Here is a 15,073-nt window from a genome sequence, read left to right as displayed (position 1 = left end):
GCGGCCATGACGCGATTCGACTCGGGCGAGACGCCTCGTCTCGAGGTGGACTCGCTCACCAAACGCTACGGTGAGGTGACCGCCGTCGACGGACTGAGCTTCCAGGTCGGCCCGGGGGAGGTGTTCGGGTTCCTCGGGCCGAACGGGGCCGGCAAGTCGACCACCATCGACATTCTGCTGGACTTCGTCCGGCCGACCAGCGGGTCGGTTCGCGTCTGCGGCCACGACCCAGAGACCGCCCCTCGTGCGGTGCGCCGACGGGTCGGGGTGCTGCCGGAGGCGACCGGCTACTATGAGCGGGCGAGTGCCCGCGAACACCTCCGGTTCGCGGCCGAGATGAAGGACGCCGACCCCACGCCCGAGCGGAAGCTCGAACGGGTCGGACTCGGCGACGCGGTCGACCGACCCGTCGGTGGGTTCTCGAAGGGGATGCGCCAGCGTCTCGGGCTGGCGATGGCACTGGTCGGCCGACCCGACCTCCTTGTACTCGATGAACCGCTCGCGGGACTCGACCCCGCGGGTGCTCGTCGCGTCCGGACGCTGGTGCGTGAGGAGCGCGACCGGGGGGCGGCCGTACTGCTCTCGAGTCACATCACCGAGCAGATCGAGACCCTCTGTGACCGGGTGGGCATTCTGTCCGAGGGCGAATTCGTCGTCGTCGACACCGTCACCCGCCTCCGGGAGCGGCTGGACACCGACCGTTCGGTCGTCCTGACGCTCGCCGAGCGGCCGCCGGAGGTGGAGCTAGAGGGACTCACCGGCGTCACCAGCGTCGACGAGCGTGAGGCCGGCGTCCGGGTGACCTGCCGTGACCCTGAGGCCACCGGGTCGGTCGTCGCGCGGCTGGACGCTGCTGACGCGACCCTCCTCGACGTCGATGGGCGCGGCGGGTCGCTGGAGCAACTGTTCCTGACGCTGACCGATGACGAGCGGGAGACCACGGGGAGACCAGTGATGGCCCAGGAGGCGGTCGAATGAGTCGAGAAAGTCGGTACCTCCCCGTCGCCCGGCGCGACCTCGCCGAGGCACGCCGAAGTCGGCTGTTCTGGGGCGCGTTCGGCCTCCTCTTCCTCCTAGTCGTTCCCTCGTTCTGGTCGATGGTGACGGGGCTCCACGCCGTCGAGAACGCGGCCCCGGCAGCCGTCAGGGCAGTCGGTCGTATTCCCGGCTATCTCTCGACATATCTGTTCCTCCTAGTGGCGGCGCTGGGGTACGCCGCGGTGGCGAGCGAACGCGAATCGGGGGGCGTCCGCCTGCTGTTGAGCCTCTCGGCCACACGCCGGGACGTGTTGGCTGGGAAGCTCCTCGCCCGCAGCGTCCTGTTGGCCCTGGTGGTCGGAGCCCTGTTAATGCTCCTCGGTGGCCTCGTCGCGTTCGGCCGCGGAAGCCTCCCGGTCGCCGGGTTCGGTGCCGTCTCCGTCTGGGTCGTCGTTTACGCGCTCTGTTGGACGGCGTTCGCGACCGGTTTGTCGGCCGCGTTCGCCTCACAGTACCGCGCGCTGGCCGCCGTCGCCGGCACCTACATCGTACTGGCGTGGAACGCTCCGGTCTGGAAGGCCGTGCTGGAGCCCGGACTGCGGGCCGCCCTCCCGCCCGACCTACACGGGTACGTCCCCGCGCTCAATCCCACGATCTCGCTGGGGTTCGTCGCCGAATGGCTGTTGGCCGCCCTAACGCCGGCGACGAGTGAGACCGGACTCGGGCCCACTATGATCTCCGCTGGGGTCGTCCTGTTCGTAGCCATAGTCGGCCCGTTGGTCGGGTATCGACTGTTCCAGGGTGCCGACCTTGGCTAACCCAACGCCTCGGCACCCCAGCCGACCGACAGGTCGAACGCTACTTCAGCTGGGGGACAGCTACGGTGGGTATGGTCTCTCGTCGTAGCTTCCTCGGGTCGATGAGTGCATTCTTCGCGGGGGCCAGTACGGGATGTCTCGGCCTGCTCGGCCCGTCCTCGGAACGGGTTCGCTGGCGACGAGGCATCAGCGGTCGACCTCACCTCGCCGACGGGACGTTGTACGCGATGGATCGGCTGCGACTCCACGCGCTCTCACCGACGGATGGGGAGACCCGGTGGAAGACCGGCTGGGACGCCGAGGCGTTCGAGGCGGACGCCGAGCGCGACGGCAGCTTGTGTCTCTCGACGGGACTCGCCGCCGAAGGCGAACGCGTGTACGTCGCGGGCTGTGATGGTGTCCGGGCCCTGTACCGGTCTGACGGTAACCGCGAGTGGTTCGTCGAGACGTCGCTTCGGCCTGCTCAGTGTCGACGCGGGAGTGACCGATTAATCGTATTCCGGATGTACATGGGCATACTTCGAGTGTTCGAATCGGAGCCGACATCTTGAGACGATGAGAGCCGGTCACCGCTCTATTACGAGATGTCCCGATTGCTGCACGCTCTGTACAGGTTGGTTGGAGTTACCATTAGGAGACAGCTCCATGAACACGCCTGATCTGATATGAGCATATTGAAACTGAATATCTTGCCCCGTAGCTTCGAGTTCCCACTATACAGCGAATCAGTCGTCGTCGCAATCGGAAACCTCGTCCCTATCATCGGCGTCGCAGTCGCCGGGTGGCGGCCCGAGACTCTCCTGTTGGTCTATCTAGCCGAGCTCGCAACGATCTGCCTCTGGGCCGCCGTTCAGACGCTGTTCGCTCGGAAGCGGCCGAACAATTTCCTCAGACGGGCGTTGAACGACTCGCGACGCCGATTCGAACTCCTCGGCCCCTTGCAACAGAAGCGCGGTTCGACCGGACTCGCCAGGCCGCTGCCACCGATATATCTCCGAAACGTGCCGACGTTCATTACGGCACTCGTGGTCACGTTCGTAGTCGTGAGCATGGGATTCGTGTTGGTCGCTCTCACCCGTCCGACGATTACGCAATCGGTTGCGGCCTCGTTCTTGATCGGTGGGACGACGGTAGTTGTCGGACGTTCGATAGCCATCTGGCGCCAGTTCTTCTCCGCCGGGGGATACGAGGAGCACTCGCCTCGGTCGGTTCTCCTGAATCCGGCCAAGTATCTCTTCGTCCTCGGTGTGTTGTTCATCGTCTTTCTGGGCCTCGAGTCTGGTGGCGCCGAAACTCCGCTCGTGTCTCCCCGCCTGGCAGTCGTCGGACTCGCAATCGGCAAGCTCGGATACGACGTCCGGACGCTTCAACTCGCTCGGAACCCCCAACGCAGGAGCTGGTTCGCGAAACTGTACGGGAGTCAGAAATCAGAGATTTCCCCCGAGCCGGTCACCATGCCGGACAGTTCTCCCAAGGCGCGGTTCTCCATGAGCCGGTCGACTGCTTTGATCGACGCACTCGGTTCGGGTGTTCGGTACGTGTTCTGGAACGGCGAAGTGACAGCTGTCCTCGGATTGCTCGTGGCCCTCGGAATCATCGCCGAAAGTTCCGGAATTCTTCTTTCTGTCGGGGCATTAGCGATTCTGCTGGGTAGCGTTCGGTCTCTGACGAGGTATCTACGGTACGGTACGCTCGAGTACCGCTGTTACACCGACCAGCTGGTGGTATTCGATCGCCTTCTCGGCGAACCCCAGTCGAAGGTCGCCGTCGGTGATGTCGCCGGCGTAACCGTAACCCAAGACCGAGTTGACGAACGTCTGAGTACCGAGACCCTTGATTTCGAGGTGACGAATCCGCCCGAAGTTCCGGAAATACAGATGCTCGCGCCGCCACCCGAGGAGGTGAAAACGAGCGATATTGCGAACCAGAGTGTTCCGTTGACAGTTCGCCACCTATCGAACGCCGGGGCAGTTCTCGAATGTCTCGGCCTCTCGGAAACACGGGGGCAGCAGTCTACCAACTGATGTAGCCGGCACAATAGACGAAGGGGAGTGACTTCCGAGGCAGTTGTCGCCACAGCTGCTGGCGGATAGCAGCTGTCCGGGGGATTCCATGCCGACCGCTGCCATCCTCGTCCGACCGCCGGTAACAGTCTTTCTCGAGCAGAGTCTTCCGCGCCGTCGCTTACTTCAGCTGAGAGTCGCGCAGCCGACGAAAGACTTGGGGCGCCGCTCAGTCGTACCGCGCCAACAGCCCGTCACCGCCCACGATGAGTCCGCCGCCGGTGACCGTGATGCCGGTCGCCTCACGGGGTAGCCCGCGCGTCGACCACTGTTCGACCCCGTCCGCTGTCGAGAGAGCACGGATACTGCCGGCAGTATCCTGTGCGTAGACGGTTTCGTCAACGACGATTGGTGACCTGGTGTCCGTGGACTGTTGGACTCGCCACTGCTCGTCGCCGGTCTCGGTTGACAGAGCGACAAGCCCCTGTTCGTCGGGACGTACACCGTAGACCGTCCCGTTGCTCGCGACTAACCCGTCGTGTGCGCTGCGTGGCCCCGTCACGCCCGGAGTTCGCCATCGGGACGAGCCGTCCGTCCCGTACGCGACAACTTCGTCGTCAAGCGGGACGAACACACCGCTCGCACCTACGGCAGGCGGCCCCACGACGGGCGAGAGCGACCGCGTCCACGTCGTAGTTCGGTCATCGATGTCGACGGCGTACAACCCGCCGTTCGTCGTGACACAGTAGACCGCTCCGCCGTCCACAATCGGTGGCGCCGCCGTCTCGCCGCCCAATTCCACCCGCCAACGGACAGTACCGTCACCGCGAGCCAACGCCCACAGCGTCGGTGGGTGCTCCGGGTGTTGGCCGACGACGTAGACAGTATCACCCGCGACAGCGGGGGCACTGAGGCGGTTAGTTTGCCGGGAGGGGGTGAACACCCACCGCTCGGCGCCGACCTTCGCGTCGAGAGCAAACAGCGCGGTCGTTCGGGTCGCGAATACCCGATCATCGACAACCACCGGGGGTGTCGGGTTGAAGTCCGGCTGGTTCGTTCGATAGGCCCAGCGACGCTCGCCATCCGTCGTGAACCCCGCGATGCCGTTGGTGGCGTTGGTAAACAGAACGTCCCGCAGCGTCGTCGGCCGGGCCGGACTCCCGAGGGTCTGGTCGGTCTGCCAGGTCTCGGTCGGTGCGGTCTTTGGGCCAGTCGTGTCGGGTATCGAGCCAGTGTTCGACGCGTCGTACCGCACCATCGGCACGGCCGGCTGCGCTCCGAACTCCCAGGTTGAGAAGCCGGCGCCATCAGTTGACCCACCCCTCTGAGCACTCTCCTCGTTAGCGTCAAAGCCAAGACAGCCAGCGGTCGCCGTTAGCCCGACCGTCCCGAGGAGTGCACGACGCGTCACTTTCCGAGTCACGAGTCACCCCTATAGGTGGAATGAGCAGCAGCCGTAGCGGTCAGCGTGAACTCGTCTGTATTATCCGGGGGCGAGTGCTTGTATCTCTCTGTTTGTCGACGACGATGTGAAAGACCGTTCATACCGATTACAAATGGGGAGAGGCAGTTAGTCCCGGCGCTAACTGAAAGCAACGTTGTACCAACGCAACGGCCGATTTTCGTGACTGGATCAGGGGATCGTGGGCTTGGTCGGGTCGTCGCTCGAAGTGGATTCCCTTTTTCTGGAAAAGCAACCCCACGCTCCCCGCAGAGCGGGCAGTAGCAGTGTCACTCGGAATAGTTGCTGCGGCTCCTCGCATATAATCGTAGAGCGGCAGTCTGTTCCGACGCCCTACTGCGGTTCTCTCCCCTCAGGGCTCGCTTCTGCGAGGAACGTCCGTGACGAGCAGAGCGAGTCACGGGGTTTGAAGCAGGGAGCGAGCAGCGCGAGCGACCGTGGTTCACAATCCCTCAGGGCTCGTCCCCTCCCTCGTCGCTCACTTCTCGGGCTCCTTCCTCAGTAACCGGGACTCATCCGCATCGTGTTCACGCCGTCGGTGAGCTCGTCCCACCGCGCTTCGATCTCCGCCGCGGTCCACCGGCCGTCCGCATCCAGGTCCTTCGAGAGCGACCGCCCGCGCTCGGGGTCGGACACGACCGACAGCGTCCCCCCGGCGACGGCGAGCGTCACGCCGTTCACGTCCTCGGCGGCCTCGCTCGCCAGGAACACCGGGACGCCGGGGACGAGCTGTGGCCCCATCGTCCCCTCGTCGGCTCCCGCCATCCCCGGGAGGTCCTCGGTCATCCGCGTCAGGGCCGTGGGCCACAGCGCGTTCGCCCGGACGTCGTACTGGTGGAGTTCGCGCGCCGTCGTCCGCATCAGACCGAGGATGCCCGCCTTCGCGGCCGAGTAGTTCGCCTGACCGGGGTTGCCGGCCGCGACCCCGCTCGACACACAGGTCAGCGAGCGTTGCCGCTCGAAGCCGTCCCGAGCCTTGTATCGCTCGCGCCAGTGGCGCGATATCGCCCGGACGACCGAGAAGTGGCCCTTCAGGTGGACGTCGATGACCGCGTCCCACTCGGCCTCTTCCATGTTGAACACCATCGAGTCGCGGAGGATGCCGGCGTAGTTGATGACGCCGTGGACCGCGCCGTACTCCTCGACGGTGTCCGCGACCAGCGCCTCGGTGTACGAGAGGTCGGTCACGTCGCCGTAGTGGACCATCGCCTCGCCGCCGGCGTCCTCGATTCGGTCCGCGGTCTCCCGGGCCGGTTCGGCGTCCGCGCCCGTTCCGTCGACGTCCACGCCGAGGTCGTTGACGACGACCGTCGCGCCGTGGTCGGCCATCGCGACCGCCGTCTCCTCGCCGAGTCCGCCCCCGGCACCGCATACGATCTGCACCGTCTCTTCGAGCATTCGTCCCGAGCCACGGAGGGACGGCACTTGTACCTCCGTCCCGCTCGTCGCGTCCGGTTCCCGGACGGTGGAGTCCCCGCGCTCGACGAGGGCGCCGCCGTCGAACGCTCCGTTCGGCTCGGCCCCCGACACGCTGTCGCGGCGAACCGCCAACACTTAGCCGGCGGTTCCCGCGCTCGTACTCGAGACGACCGGCTCGACACGAGCCGGGACTACCCACGCGCCGTTCGCGGCGAGCAAGGGAAAGCTGAGAATGACACCACCGACCGACACAGGGGAGCCAGCTCCGTCCACGGACCGAGTCACGCGTTCGGCCGCGCGAACGTGGCTGCTCGTCGCCGGCGTGAGCCTCATCTCGACGGGGCTGGCGGCCTACGAGATATCGCCCGCGAGCGTCACGCCGCTCGTTCAGTCCTCGTTGGGTATCGACGCGGCGACAGCGGGGCTCATCGTGGGCGTGATGTTCGGGACGGCGGTGGTGACGAGTCTCCCGGCGGGGGCGATACTCGACAGGGTGGACTCCCGACGGACCGTCGCGGCGGTCGTCGCGGTCGTCGTCGTCGCCGGGGTCTGGGGCTGGGTCGCCGGCCGACAGGGCGACTTCCGGCAGGTCATCGCGTCGCGCGTCCTCGGCGGCGTCGGCTACGTGTTCGTCTGGAACGCCGGTATCGACATCGTCAGCCGGAGCGTCGAGCCGAGCCGGCGCGCGACCGCCGTCGGCATCTTCACCGCGAGCGGACCGGTCGGGTTCGCGCTCGGCCAGGGCACGGGCCCGATCATCGCGGCCGCGGCCGGCTGGTCGGCCGTCTTCGTCGTGTTCACCGGCCTCGCCGCGCTCGGGCTGGTGGTGTTCTGGCCCGTCAGCGCGGGGACGGGCGGAACACGCGGCGAGCCGCCGACGCTGTCGGAGTTCGTCGCCGTGCTCCGTACGCCCGCCGTCTGGCTCGTCGGCTCGCTCGGGTTCCTCGGCTACGCGCTGTACCTCTTCGTGAACAGCTGGGGCCCGACGTATCTCGCCCGGGAACTGGAGCTGTCGCTGGCTATCAGCGGCGCCCTCGTCGCCGTCTTCCCGGCGGTCGGGGTGCTGGCCCGGGTTTCCAGCGGCCTGCTCTCGGACCGGCTGTTCGGCGGGCGACGCCGCCCGCTCGTCCTCGGGTCGTTCCTCGTCGCCGCCCCGCTGCTGTTCGCGTTCCCGCGGCTCGGCACGCTCGGCGTCCTCGTGGCCGTCCTGCTGGTGAGCGGCTTCGCGATTCAGCTGACGCTCGGCCTCTCCTTCACCTACGTTCGCGAACTCGTCGATGCGAACGTCGCGGCGACGGCGGTCGCGTTCCAGACGGCGGTCGGGCTGGCCGGGGCGTTCGTCGCCCCCATCGCCGGCGGATACATCGTCGATGCGGCGGGCTTCGACACCGGGTTCGTGGTCGCCGCGGGGCTCGGGGCGCTGGGTGTCCTCATCGCGTGGCGCGCCCCGGAGCCGACCGGGTGACCGGCAGGGGTGACCGGCGGAGGTGTCCCCGAGGAAGGTTCCGGGCTATCTACCGTGAGAGCTGCCACAACGCGGTTTGCGGCTCGACGACGAACTCCGTCCCCTCGTCGGTGATGCGGACCATCTCCTCCTGGCCCACGTAGCCCCACTCCGTGTCGAGGCCGAGCTCCATCGTGTACACCTCACCCGGCCGGACCGCACCCCGTACCGCGTCACCGTAGCGGTCCCACTCGGGACCCAACAGCACGCCGCCGTCGTGGGCCGTCCGACCGACTTGGTGCCCGAAGGCGTGGTCGTACGCGTCGCGACCGCGGCCGGTGAGCGCCGAGCGAGCGGCGGCGTCGACCTCGTGCCCCACCGCACCGGGCTCCAGGGCGGCGTGACCGGCGTCGATAGCGGCCCGGACGTCGTCGAAGGCTCGCCGGAGCCCCGGGTCGACCTCTCCGCGGACCCAGAGCCGCTGGATGTCCGCGGCGTAGCCGTCACGGACGACGCCGAAGTCCACGTGGAGGAGTTCCCCGTCGGGGACGGTGCGGTCGCCGGGAAGCGTGTGTCCGAGGTCGGCGTCGCCGCCGGCGTGCACCGTCGGGCAGTAGTCCCACGACCACGCGCTTCCGTAGCCCGCCTCACGCATCCGCTCGTGCAGCCAGTCTACCGCCTCGGCTTCGGTCATCGACGGCGTCCAGGCGGACGCCAACTCCGTGAGTAGCCCGAGGGTCGTCTCCGCCGCTTGTGTGATTCGCTCGTGTTCGCTCCGGGATTTGATACCCCGGACCCGGCCGACGATATCGCCCGCGCTCACCAGCTCGCGACCGGGGAGCAGGTCCCGGAGCCGGAGATAGAGGCCGTGGGTGAGGCCGTCGGCGACGTTGTCGTCGCGGTCGAAGTTGACGGCCACGGTCTCCGCGTCCATGCGCGAGAGCGTCGCCTGCAGCGGCTCCCGGATGGACTCGTCGTAGGGGCGCACCTCGTGAACCCCCAGTCGCTCGGCGTTCGGGGCGTCGTGGCGCCCGAGGATGACCGTCGAGTCCTCGGGGCCGATGACGACGGCGGTCGGCCAGACGACGTCGAAGCCCAGGACGTAGGGGAGACAGGGCTCGTGTATCTCGTTCGTCTCGCGACAGAACGTGAGCCAGGCATCGACGTCGGCGTCGGCGACGGCCCGGTTGGCTTGCTCGACCTTCTCGGAGACGAGGGCAGTGTCCACGGTTCCGGGTACGGCCCGGGGGGCATAGTCTTCGGGGCGGGGGCCCTTCGGCCGAGCCCCGTCCGGCTCGGGGTCGGCGCTGTCCGCATGGGGCCGTTGAGCGAGCCGTCGAGGGGACCGCCGACGCGACGCTACGGCTGCATCCGGTCGAGCGGGCGAATCGGGACCTCGTTGACATCAACCCCTGGGGCCGTGTGACGACGGAGGTTATCGTCCGGGCGATGTCCTCGGGCGCGAGCGGGCCACAACGGCTAACCGCGTCGGCGGCGACTCGTCGGCGATGGCACTCTCCGACAACCTCGTCGTCCTCCTCGTGAGCCTGTTCGTCGGCGGTATCGGCATCTACGTCGGCGCGAGCGTCCTCGCGTCGGCGCGCAGCTACACCCACGCCGTCGTCACGGCGGGCGTCGGCGCGATCGTCTGGAGCGTCGTGGGCGGGTTGTTCGGCGGGATCCCGCTCCTCGGCCCGGCGGTGACGCTGCTCGCGTACCTGCTCGTCATCAAGTGGCGCTACGGGGTCGGGTGGCTGCTCGCGGGCGGAATCGCGGTCGTGGCGTGGGTCGCGGCCGTCGTCGTGCTCTCGCTTCTGGCCTCGGTCGGCGCGACGGACCTCTCCGCCGTCGGCATCCCGAGCGTCTGAGTCACAGCTCCTCGCGGACCAGCCGCGAGGCGTTGGTGATGGCCCCGACCGAGGAGAGGTGGGCCGCGCCGATGGTCGCCTTCGCGGCGCGGGCGGCCTGCCCCCGGAGGACGGTCGGCCCCACCTTCGCCACCGCGCCGTCGCCGACGGTGACGACCCACCCCGGCGTGTCGAAGGTGTAGCGGTCGAGGCGCGGCTCGAAGCCGCCCGTCCCCTCGCGGTCGTGGGCGACCAGCGCGGCGATGTTGTCCGCCGCGACCTTCGCCTCGCGGAGCGCGGCCTGTGCGCTCGCGGGGACGGGGGCGCCCTCGTCGTCCACGACCCGGGCGGCGTCGCCGACGAGGAAGGTCCCGTTCTCCGCCCGGAGGTTCGCCCGCGTCTCGGGTCGCTCGCCGCCGAGCGCGGCCGGGCCGCGGATACCGCCGGCCCAGACGAAGCCGTCGTAGTCGAGTTCCTCGCCGGATTCGAGTTCCACCGTCGAGGCGTCGGCCCCGGCGACGGCCGTTCCGGTCCGCACGTCGATGCCGCGGTCGTCGAGTTCCGCCCGAACGGCCTCCTGGAAGTCGGGCGCGAAGCCGGGCGCGACGCTGTCAGCCATCTCAAGCAGAACTACTTCGGCATCGACCCCCTCCTCGTCGGCGAGCGCCGCGAGTTCGCCCGCGACCTGAATCCCCGAGAGGCCCGCGCCGCCCACGACGAACCGGCCCCCGTCGGCGTCGAGGAACCGTTCGCGGACGCGCTCGGCGTCCGCGAGCCGCTTCAGCGGTATCGCGTTCGCCTCCACGCCGGGCAGGTCGTAGAAGGCCGTCTCCGCGCCGAGACAGACGGCCGCGTAGTCGTAGTCGAGTTCCTCGCCCGTGTCGAGCGTCGCCGTTCCCGCGGCGCGGTCGACCGACTCGACACGCGCCTCGACGAACTCCGCGCGGTCGAGGACGTCGTCGAGCGGCACCCGGATGGTGTCGGCGATGTCGGGTCGGCGTATCGCGCGGTGGAGTTCGTGCTGGACGAGGTGGTACGGCTCGTCGTTGACGAGCGTGAGGCCCGCGTCGTCGGGAAGGCGGCGTTCGAGCCGACGGACGGCGGTCAATCCCGCGTACCCCGCGCCGAGGACGGCGACGTGCATACCTCGAGTTGGGGCGCGCGGCGTTTCAGTGTGCCGTCGCCGGAATCGTCGCGCGGGTCAGAACAGCGCCTCGGACTCGTCGAGCACCTCGGCCGGGCCGCCGACCTCCCAGACGCGGGTGGGGACGTGTTCGGCGACGGCGGCCTCGACGCGCTCGACGTGTTCGGCAGTAGTGTTCACATACACGGAGGCGCCGGTATCGGTGGAGTAGTACACCGGGACGCCGTCCTCGCGGAGGTCGCGAACCGTCTCGAAGACGCGCAGGGTCTCCGGCTGCCAGTACACCCAGCCTGCGGGGCCGGTCATCGTCGTCGCGGCGAGCGAGAGCGAGTCGTGTTCCGCGAGTTCGAACGCGGCGTCGAAGTCGCCCGAGCGGAGGTGGTCACGCATCTCCGCTATCTGGCCGTGGATGTGGGCGAGGCGCGCCTCGAACATGTGGGAGTCCTCGGCCTCCTCGTGGGCCTGCTCGGTGTGTTTGAACGCCGGCACCTCGGCGGCGACGATGCGCAGGTCCTCCTCCAGCGGCGTCTCGATGCGGTGCGAGCGGCAGTCCTCGTCGTTCAGCCCGGCGTCGAGTTGGGAGAACGCGCCCGTGACCGCGCGGGCCGCGGAGGAGGAGCCGCGGCGTGCGACCGTCGATATCTCGGGGCGGGTCATGTCGAGGCCGGCGGCCTCGACCAGCGCCATCGCGGCGGCGGCGAAGCCGGACGACGAGGAGCCGAAGCCGATGTTCGTCGGGAAGTCGTTGGTCGATTCGAAGCGGACGCGGTGGTCGATGCCCGCGAGGTCGCGGACGTGGTCGACGACGTGGACGACGCGCTCGCGGCCGCGGCCCGTCACCTCCTCGCCGTCGATGACGAGTTCGTCCTCGGCGAGCGAGGGGTCGAACGCCGCGGTCGTCTTCGAGTGCGAGGGGGCGGTACAGACGCTGATGGAGTCGTGGTACGGGAGCCGCAGGTCGGCGTCGCGCATCCCGTGGTACTTGACGAGCCCCTGGATGGGGTGGGCCTTCGCGGTCGCCTTCATGGGCGAAGCGGCGGCCGTTCGCGGCTTAAAGCCCCCGAACGGCACCGACGAGGCTTTGGGTGCGCCGCCCCGAAAGCGGGCAATGGCAGACACGGACACCGAGGCGGTGGCCGCGAGCGAGGCCGCGAAGGCCAGCCCGTGGCCGCTGTTCGTCGCGCTCGGCCTCGCCGTCGGGGAGGTCGGCGTGTTCATGGGACTGTACCCGGTCGCCGTCGCGGGGCTCCTGCTGTTCGTCGGGAGCATCGCCGGTATCGTCCAGGAGGCGGGCTACAGCGAGCGCCCGTGGAAGCTGCTCGCGGGGCTGGGCGGCCTGCTCGTCGTCGTCGGGGCGTGGGTGGTGACGAGCCAGACCGGCATCGACGCCGCGGCGATGCTCGCGGCCGTGGACGGGGCCGACACCATCGTCCTCCGCGGCTTCTCCATCGCCGCGGCGGGCGTCATCGCGCTCGCCGCGAGCGTCGCGGGCGTCGCCGTCGCGGACGACGACCCCTTCCCGGCCTGAGCGAAACCCGTAACCTCTTAATCGCCGTGGCGTAAGCTTCGACCATGTCATCACGGACGTTCGACCGGGAGACGCTCCTCGACCTGGTCGTCAACGCCATCCCGCTGGCGATGATGGCCTTCTTCGTGGTCGTATTCGTCGCGTTCAACCCCTTCGGGTCGGACCCGGCCAATCAGGCCATCCAGCTGAGTATCGTCGTCATCACGTTCGGCGCGCTGTTCGTCCTCACCTACTACTCGGGCCGCGCCATCTCGCGGGCCGAGTCGGAGCTGGAGGAGGAGCCCGAGGAGCACGCCGAGCCGCAGGCCGCCGCGGCCGCCGAGAGCGAGGAGACCTCCCCCGAGATCCCGGACGAGGAGTACGGGAACGTGACCGCCGACGAGCCCGCCGAGGGCGCCGCCGCGGTCGCCGACGGCGTCGAGACGGACCCCGAGATCCCGGACGAGGAGTAGTCCCGGGGCGACCCCCGGCCCGCCCGGAACACAACCTTTCTTATCCAGCAGTCCTCAGGGAGAACCATGGCAGGAGAACAGCTTGCGCTAACCGTTCTCATGGGGGTCTTCCTGGTGGGCGTCGTCGCCCTCCTCTCGCGGATGGAGGACCTGCGCACCTACACGCCGCTGGCCGGCGGGAGCGCCGGCTACGGGGACGAGACGTCCACCGCACACAAGCCCTCGGGGCTGGTGCGGTGGCTCACCACGGTCGACCACAAGGACATCGGCATCATGTACGGCATCTACGCCGTCATCGCCTTCGTCTGGGGCGGACTCGCGGTCATGCTCATGCGCGTCGAGCTGGCCACCCCGGCGATGGACGCGCTGGCCGGCATGGGCGGGGCGAACTTCTACAACGGCCTGCTCACGAGCCACGGCATCACGATGCTGTTCCTGTTCGGGACGCCCATCATCGCGGCGTTCTCGAACTACTTCATCCCGCTGCTCATCGGGGCCGACGACATGGCGTTCCCGCGCATCAACGCCATCGCCTTCTGGCTCCTCCCGCCGGCCGCGCTGCTCATCTGGGCCGGCTTCTTCCTCGCGCCCCTGACGGGCGGGAGCGTCGAGGCCGCCGCCACCTCGTGGACGATGTACACGCCGCTGTCGGCCGAGCAGGCCAACCCCGGCGTCGACCTGATGCTGCTGGGGCTGCACCTCTCGGGCGTCTCCGCGACGATGGGCGCGATAAACTTCATCGCGACCATCTTCACCGAGCGCTCGGAGAAGGTGAACTGGGCGAACCTCGACATCTTCTCGTGGACCATCCTCACCCAGTCGGCGCTCATCCTGTTCGCGTTCCCGCTGCTCGGGAGCGCGCTCATCATGCTGCTGCTCGACCGGAACTTCGCGACGGCCTTCTTCGCCGTCGACGGCGGCTCGCCCATCCTCTGGCAGCACCTGTTCTGGTTCTTCGGCCACCCCGAGGTGTACATCCTCGTGCTGCCCCCGATGGGGCTGGTATCGTGGATCCTGCCGAAGTTCTCGGGCCGGAAGCTGTTCGGCTACAAGTTCGTCATCTACTCCACGCTCGCCATCGGCGTGCTCTCGTTCGGCGTCTGGGCACACCACATGTTCTCCACGGGCATCGACCCGCGGGTCCGCGCGAGCTTCATGGCCGTCTCGTTGGCCATCGCGATACCGTCGGCGGTGAAGACGTTCAACTGGATCACGACGATGTGGAACGGGAAGCTCCGCCTGACGGCGCCGATGCTGTTCTGTATCGGCTTCGTCGCCAACTTCGTCATCGGCGGCATCACGGGCGTCTTCCTCGCCGCGATTCCCATCGACCTCGTGCTCCACGACACGTACTACGTCGTCGGCCACTTCCACTGGATCGTCATGGGGATGATCGCCTTCGCCGGCTTCGGGGCCATCTACTACTGGTTCCCCATCGTCACCGGGAAGATGTACCAGAAGACGCTCGCGAAGGCGCACTTCTGGCTCTCGGAGGTCGGCGTCGCGGTGACGTTCTTCGCGATGCTGCTGCTCGGCTACCTCGGGATGCCGCGCCGCTACGCGACCTACGAGTTCAACGGCGCCATCGCGCCGCTGGCCGAGGTGACGACGCTCCACCAGATCGCCACGGTGGGCGCGTTCATCATCATGTTCGCCCAGATCATCTGGGTGTGGAACATGGTCCAGTCGTACCTGGAGGGGCCGGTCGTCGAGGACGGCGACCCGTGGGACCTCAAGGAGACGAACCAGCACTCCCGCGAGTTCCAGTGGTTCGAGGACCAGCTCTCGCTCGACGACGGCGACGACACGCCGGCCCTGGCCGCCGACGGCGGCGACGTCGAGGCCGACGGCGGGCTCGAACCCGCCGTGCGCCGCGTCGAGGACGAGGAGTAGACCGCCCGCGTTCTCCGTTTCGCTCCGACCGCGAGCCTCAGCTGAGGCTCGTCATCACGAGGACGATACCGGTGAGGAACATCAG

The 15,073-nt window shown here is 68.2% G+C and carries 14 protein-coding genes; 9 read left to right on the top strand and 5 right to left on the bottom strand.

Annotation, left to right across the window (positions count from 1 at the left end; genetic code table 11):
* Positions 1–6 precede the first annotated feature (6 nt).
* The 4 genes from P2T37_RS11825 (at position 7) to P2T37_RS11810 (ending at position 3,820) form a co-directional block, all read left to right on the top strand.
* Positions 7–978: an ABC transporter ATP-binding protein gene (locus tag P2T37_RS11825; protein WP_276234149.1), complete on the top strand. Its 972-nt coding sequence runs from the start codon at positions 7–9 to the stop codon at positions 976–978.
* On the top strand, positions 975–1,796 hold the full coding sequence (locus P2T37_RS11820) for an ABC transporter permease (RefSeq protein ID WP_276234148.1): 822 nt from the start codon (positions 975–977) through the stop codon (positions 1,794–1,796). Before P2T37_RS11825 ends, P2T37_RS11820 begins: the two co-directional genes overlap by 4 nt.
* 101 nt (positions 1,797–1,897) lie before the next feature.
* The gene (locus tag P2T37_RS11815) at positions 1,898–2,347 is read left to right on the top strand and encodes an outer membrane protein assembly factor BamB family protein (RefSeq protein WP_276234147.1); all 450 of its coding nucleotides are present in this window, start codon (positions 1,898–1,900) and stop codon (positions 2,345–2,347) included.
* A gap of 114 nt (positions 2,348–2,461) precedes the next feature.
* On the top strand, positions 2,462–3,820 hold the full coding sequence (locus tag P2T37_RS11810; protein ID WP_276234146.1) for a DUF6498-containing protein: 1,359 nt from the start codon (positions 2,462–2,464) through the stop codon (positions 3,818–3,820).
* 208 nt (positions 3,821–4,028) lie between these two features.
* Here P2T37_RS11810 and P2T37_RS11805 read toward each other — a convergent pair whose 3' ends face one another.
* Positions 4,029–5,057, bottom strand: coding sequence for an outer membrane protein assembly factor BamB family protein (locus tag P2T37_RS11805; protein ID WP_276234145.1), 1,029 nt, complete (start codon positions 5,055–5,057; stop codon positions 4,029–4,031).
* 702 nt (positions 5,058–5,759) lie between these two features.
* Positions 5,760–6,659 (bottom strand): SDR family NAD(P)-dependent oxidoreductase, encoded by a 900-nt coding sequence (locus tag P2T37_RS11800; protein WP_276234144.1) that lies wholly within the window; start codon positions 6,657–6,659, stop codon positions 5,760–5,762.
* 253 nt (positions 6,660–6,912) lie between these two features.
* Here P2T37_RS11800 and P2T37_RS11795 point away from each other — a divergent pair, with 253 nt between their 5' ends.
* Complete coding sequence (locus P2T37_RS11795; protein WP_276234143.1) at positions 6,913–8,145, top strand: MFS transporter; 1,233 nt, start codon at positions 6,913–6,915, stop codon at positions 8,143–8,145.
* A 49-nt stretch (positions 8,146–8,194) separates the two neighbouring features.
* Here P2T37_RS11795 and P2T37_RS11790 read toward each other — a convergent pair whose 3' ends face one another.
* Positions 8,195–9,352 (bottom strand): M24 family metallopeptidase, encoded by a 1,158-nt coding sequence (locus tag P2T37_RS11790; RefSeq protein ID WP_276234142.1) that lies wholly within the window; start codon positions 9,350–9,352, stop codon positions 8,195–8,197.
* Between the two features lie 280 nt (positions 9,353–9,632).
* Between P2T37_RS11790 and P2T37_RS11785 the strand changes: the two genes are divergently transcribed.
* Positions 9,633–9,992, top strand: coding sequence for a hypothetical protein (locus P2T37_RS11785; RefSeq protein ID WP_276234141.1), 360 nt, complete (start codon positions 9,633–9,635; stop codon positions 9,990–9,992).
* 1 nt (position 9,993) lies between these two features.
* Here the strand turns inward: P2T37_RS11785 and P2T37_RS11780 are convergent, their stop codons facing one another.
* Positions 9,994–11,115, bottom strand: coding sequence for an NAD(P)/FAD-dependent oxidoreductase (locus P2T37_RS11780; protein WP_276234140.1), 1,122 nt, complete (start codon positions 11,113–11,115; stop codon positions 9,994–9,996).
* Between the two features lie 57 nt (positions 11,116–11,172).
* On the bottom strand, positions 11,173–12,141 hold the full coding sequence (mvaD, locus tag P2T37_RS11775) for a phosphomevalonate decarboxylase MvaD (RefSeq protein ID WP_276234139.1): 969 nt from the start codon (positions 12,139–12,141) through the stop codon (positions 11,173–11,175).
* Between the two features lie 82 nt (positions 12,142–12,223).
* Between mvaD and P2T37_RS11770 the strand changes: the two genes are divergently transcribed.
* The 3 genes from P2T37_RS11770 to P2T37_RS11760 all read left to right on the top strand — a co-directional run bounded on the left by P2T37_RS11770 (position 12,224) and on the right by P2T37_RS11760 (position 14,988).
* Complete coding sequence (locus P2T37_RS11770) at positions 12,224–12,643, top strand: DUF7541 family protein (RefSeq protein WP_276234138.1); 420 nt, start codon at positions 12,224–12,226, stop codon at positions 12,641–12,643.
* Between the two features lie 44 nt (positions 12,644–12,687).
* Complete coding sequence (locus P2T37_RS11765) at positions 12,688–13,095, top strand: DUF6684 family protein (protein ID WP_276234137.1); 408 nt, start codon at positions 12,688–12,690, stop codon at positions 13,093–13,095.
* A 66-nt stretch (positions 13,096–13,161) separates the two neighbouring features.
* A complete protein-coding gene (locus P2T37_RS11760; protein ID WP_276234136.1) occupies positions 13,162–14,988 on the top strand; it encodes a cbb3-type cytochrome c oxidase subunit I in 1,827 nt (608 codons plus the stop codon).
* Positions 14,989–15,073: the final 85 nt, after the last annotated feature.

This window comes from Halosegnis marinus, from assembly GCF_029338355.1.
Taxonomy (GTDB): domain Archaea; phylum Halobacteriota; class Halobacteria; order Halobacteriales; family Haloarculaceae; genus Halosegnis; species Halosegnis marinus.
This window is presented reverse-complemented; position numbering and strand designations above follow the sequence as displayed.

Bases quoted from the DNA above. Each gene is read 5' to 3' on its own strand.
- P2T37_RS11825 (WP_276234149.1), top strand. From the start codon at position 7: ATGACGCGATTCGACTCGGGCGAGACGCCTCGTCTCGAGGTGGACTCG.
- P2T37_RS11820 (WP_276234148.1), top strand. From the start codon at position 975: ATGAGTCGAGAAAGTCGGTACCTCCCCGTCGCCCGGCGCGACCTCGCC.
- P2T37_RS11815 (WP_276234147.1), top strand. From the start codon at position 1,898: ATGAGTGCATTCTTCGCGGGGGCCAGTACGGGATGTCTCGGCCTGCTC.
- P2T37_RS11810 (WP_276234146.1), top strand. From the start codon at position 2,462: ATGAGCATATTGAAACTGAATATCTTGCCCCGTAGCTTCGAGTTCCCA.
- P2T37_RS11805 (WP_276234145.1), bottom strand. From the start codon at position 5,057: ATGGTGCGGTACGACGCGTCGAACACTGGCTCGATACCCGACACGACT.
- P2T37_RS11800 (WP_276234144.1), bottom strand. From the start codon at position 6,659: ATGCTCGAAGAGACGGTGCAGATCGTATGCGGTGCCGGGGGCGGACTC.
- P2T37_RS11795 (WP_276234143.1), top strand. From the start codon at position 6,913: ATGACACCACCGACCGACACAGGGGAGCCAGCTCCGTCCACGGACCGA.
- P2T37_RS11785 (WP_276234141.1), top strand. From the start codon at position 9,633: ATGGCACTCTCCGACAACCTCGTCGTCCTCCTCGTGAGCCTGTTCGTC.
- P2T37_RS11780 (WP_276234140.1), bottom strand. From the start codon at position 11,115: ATGCACGTCGCCGTCCTCGGCGCGGGGTACGCGGGATTGACCGCCGTC.
- mvaD (WP_276234139.1), bottom strand. From the start codon at position 12,141: ATGAAGGCGACCGCGAAGGCCCACCCCATCCAGGGGCTCGTCAAGTAC.
- P2T37_RS11770 (WP_276234138.1), top strand. From the start codon at position 12,224: ATGGCAGACACGGACACCGAGGCGGTGGCCGCGAGCGAGGCCGCGAAG.
- P2T37_RS11765 (WP_276234137.1), top strand. From the start codon at position 12,688: ATGTCATCACGGACGTTCGACCGGGAGACGCTCCTCGACCTGGTCGTC.
- P2T37_RS11760 (WP_276234136.1), top strand. From the start codon at position 13,162: ATGGCAGGAGAACAGCTTGCGCTAACCGTTCTCATGGGGGTCTTCCTG.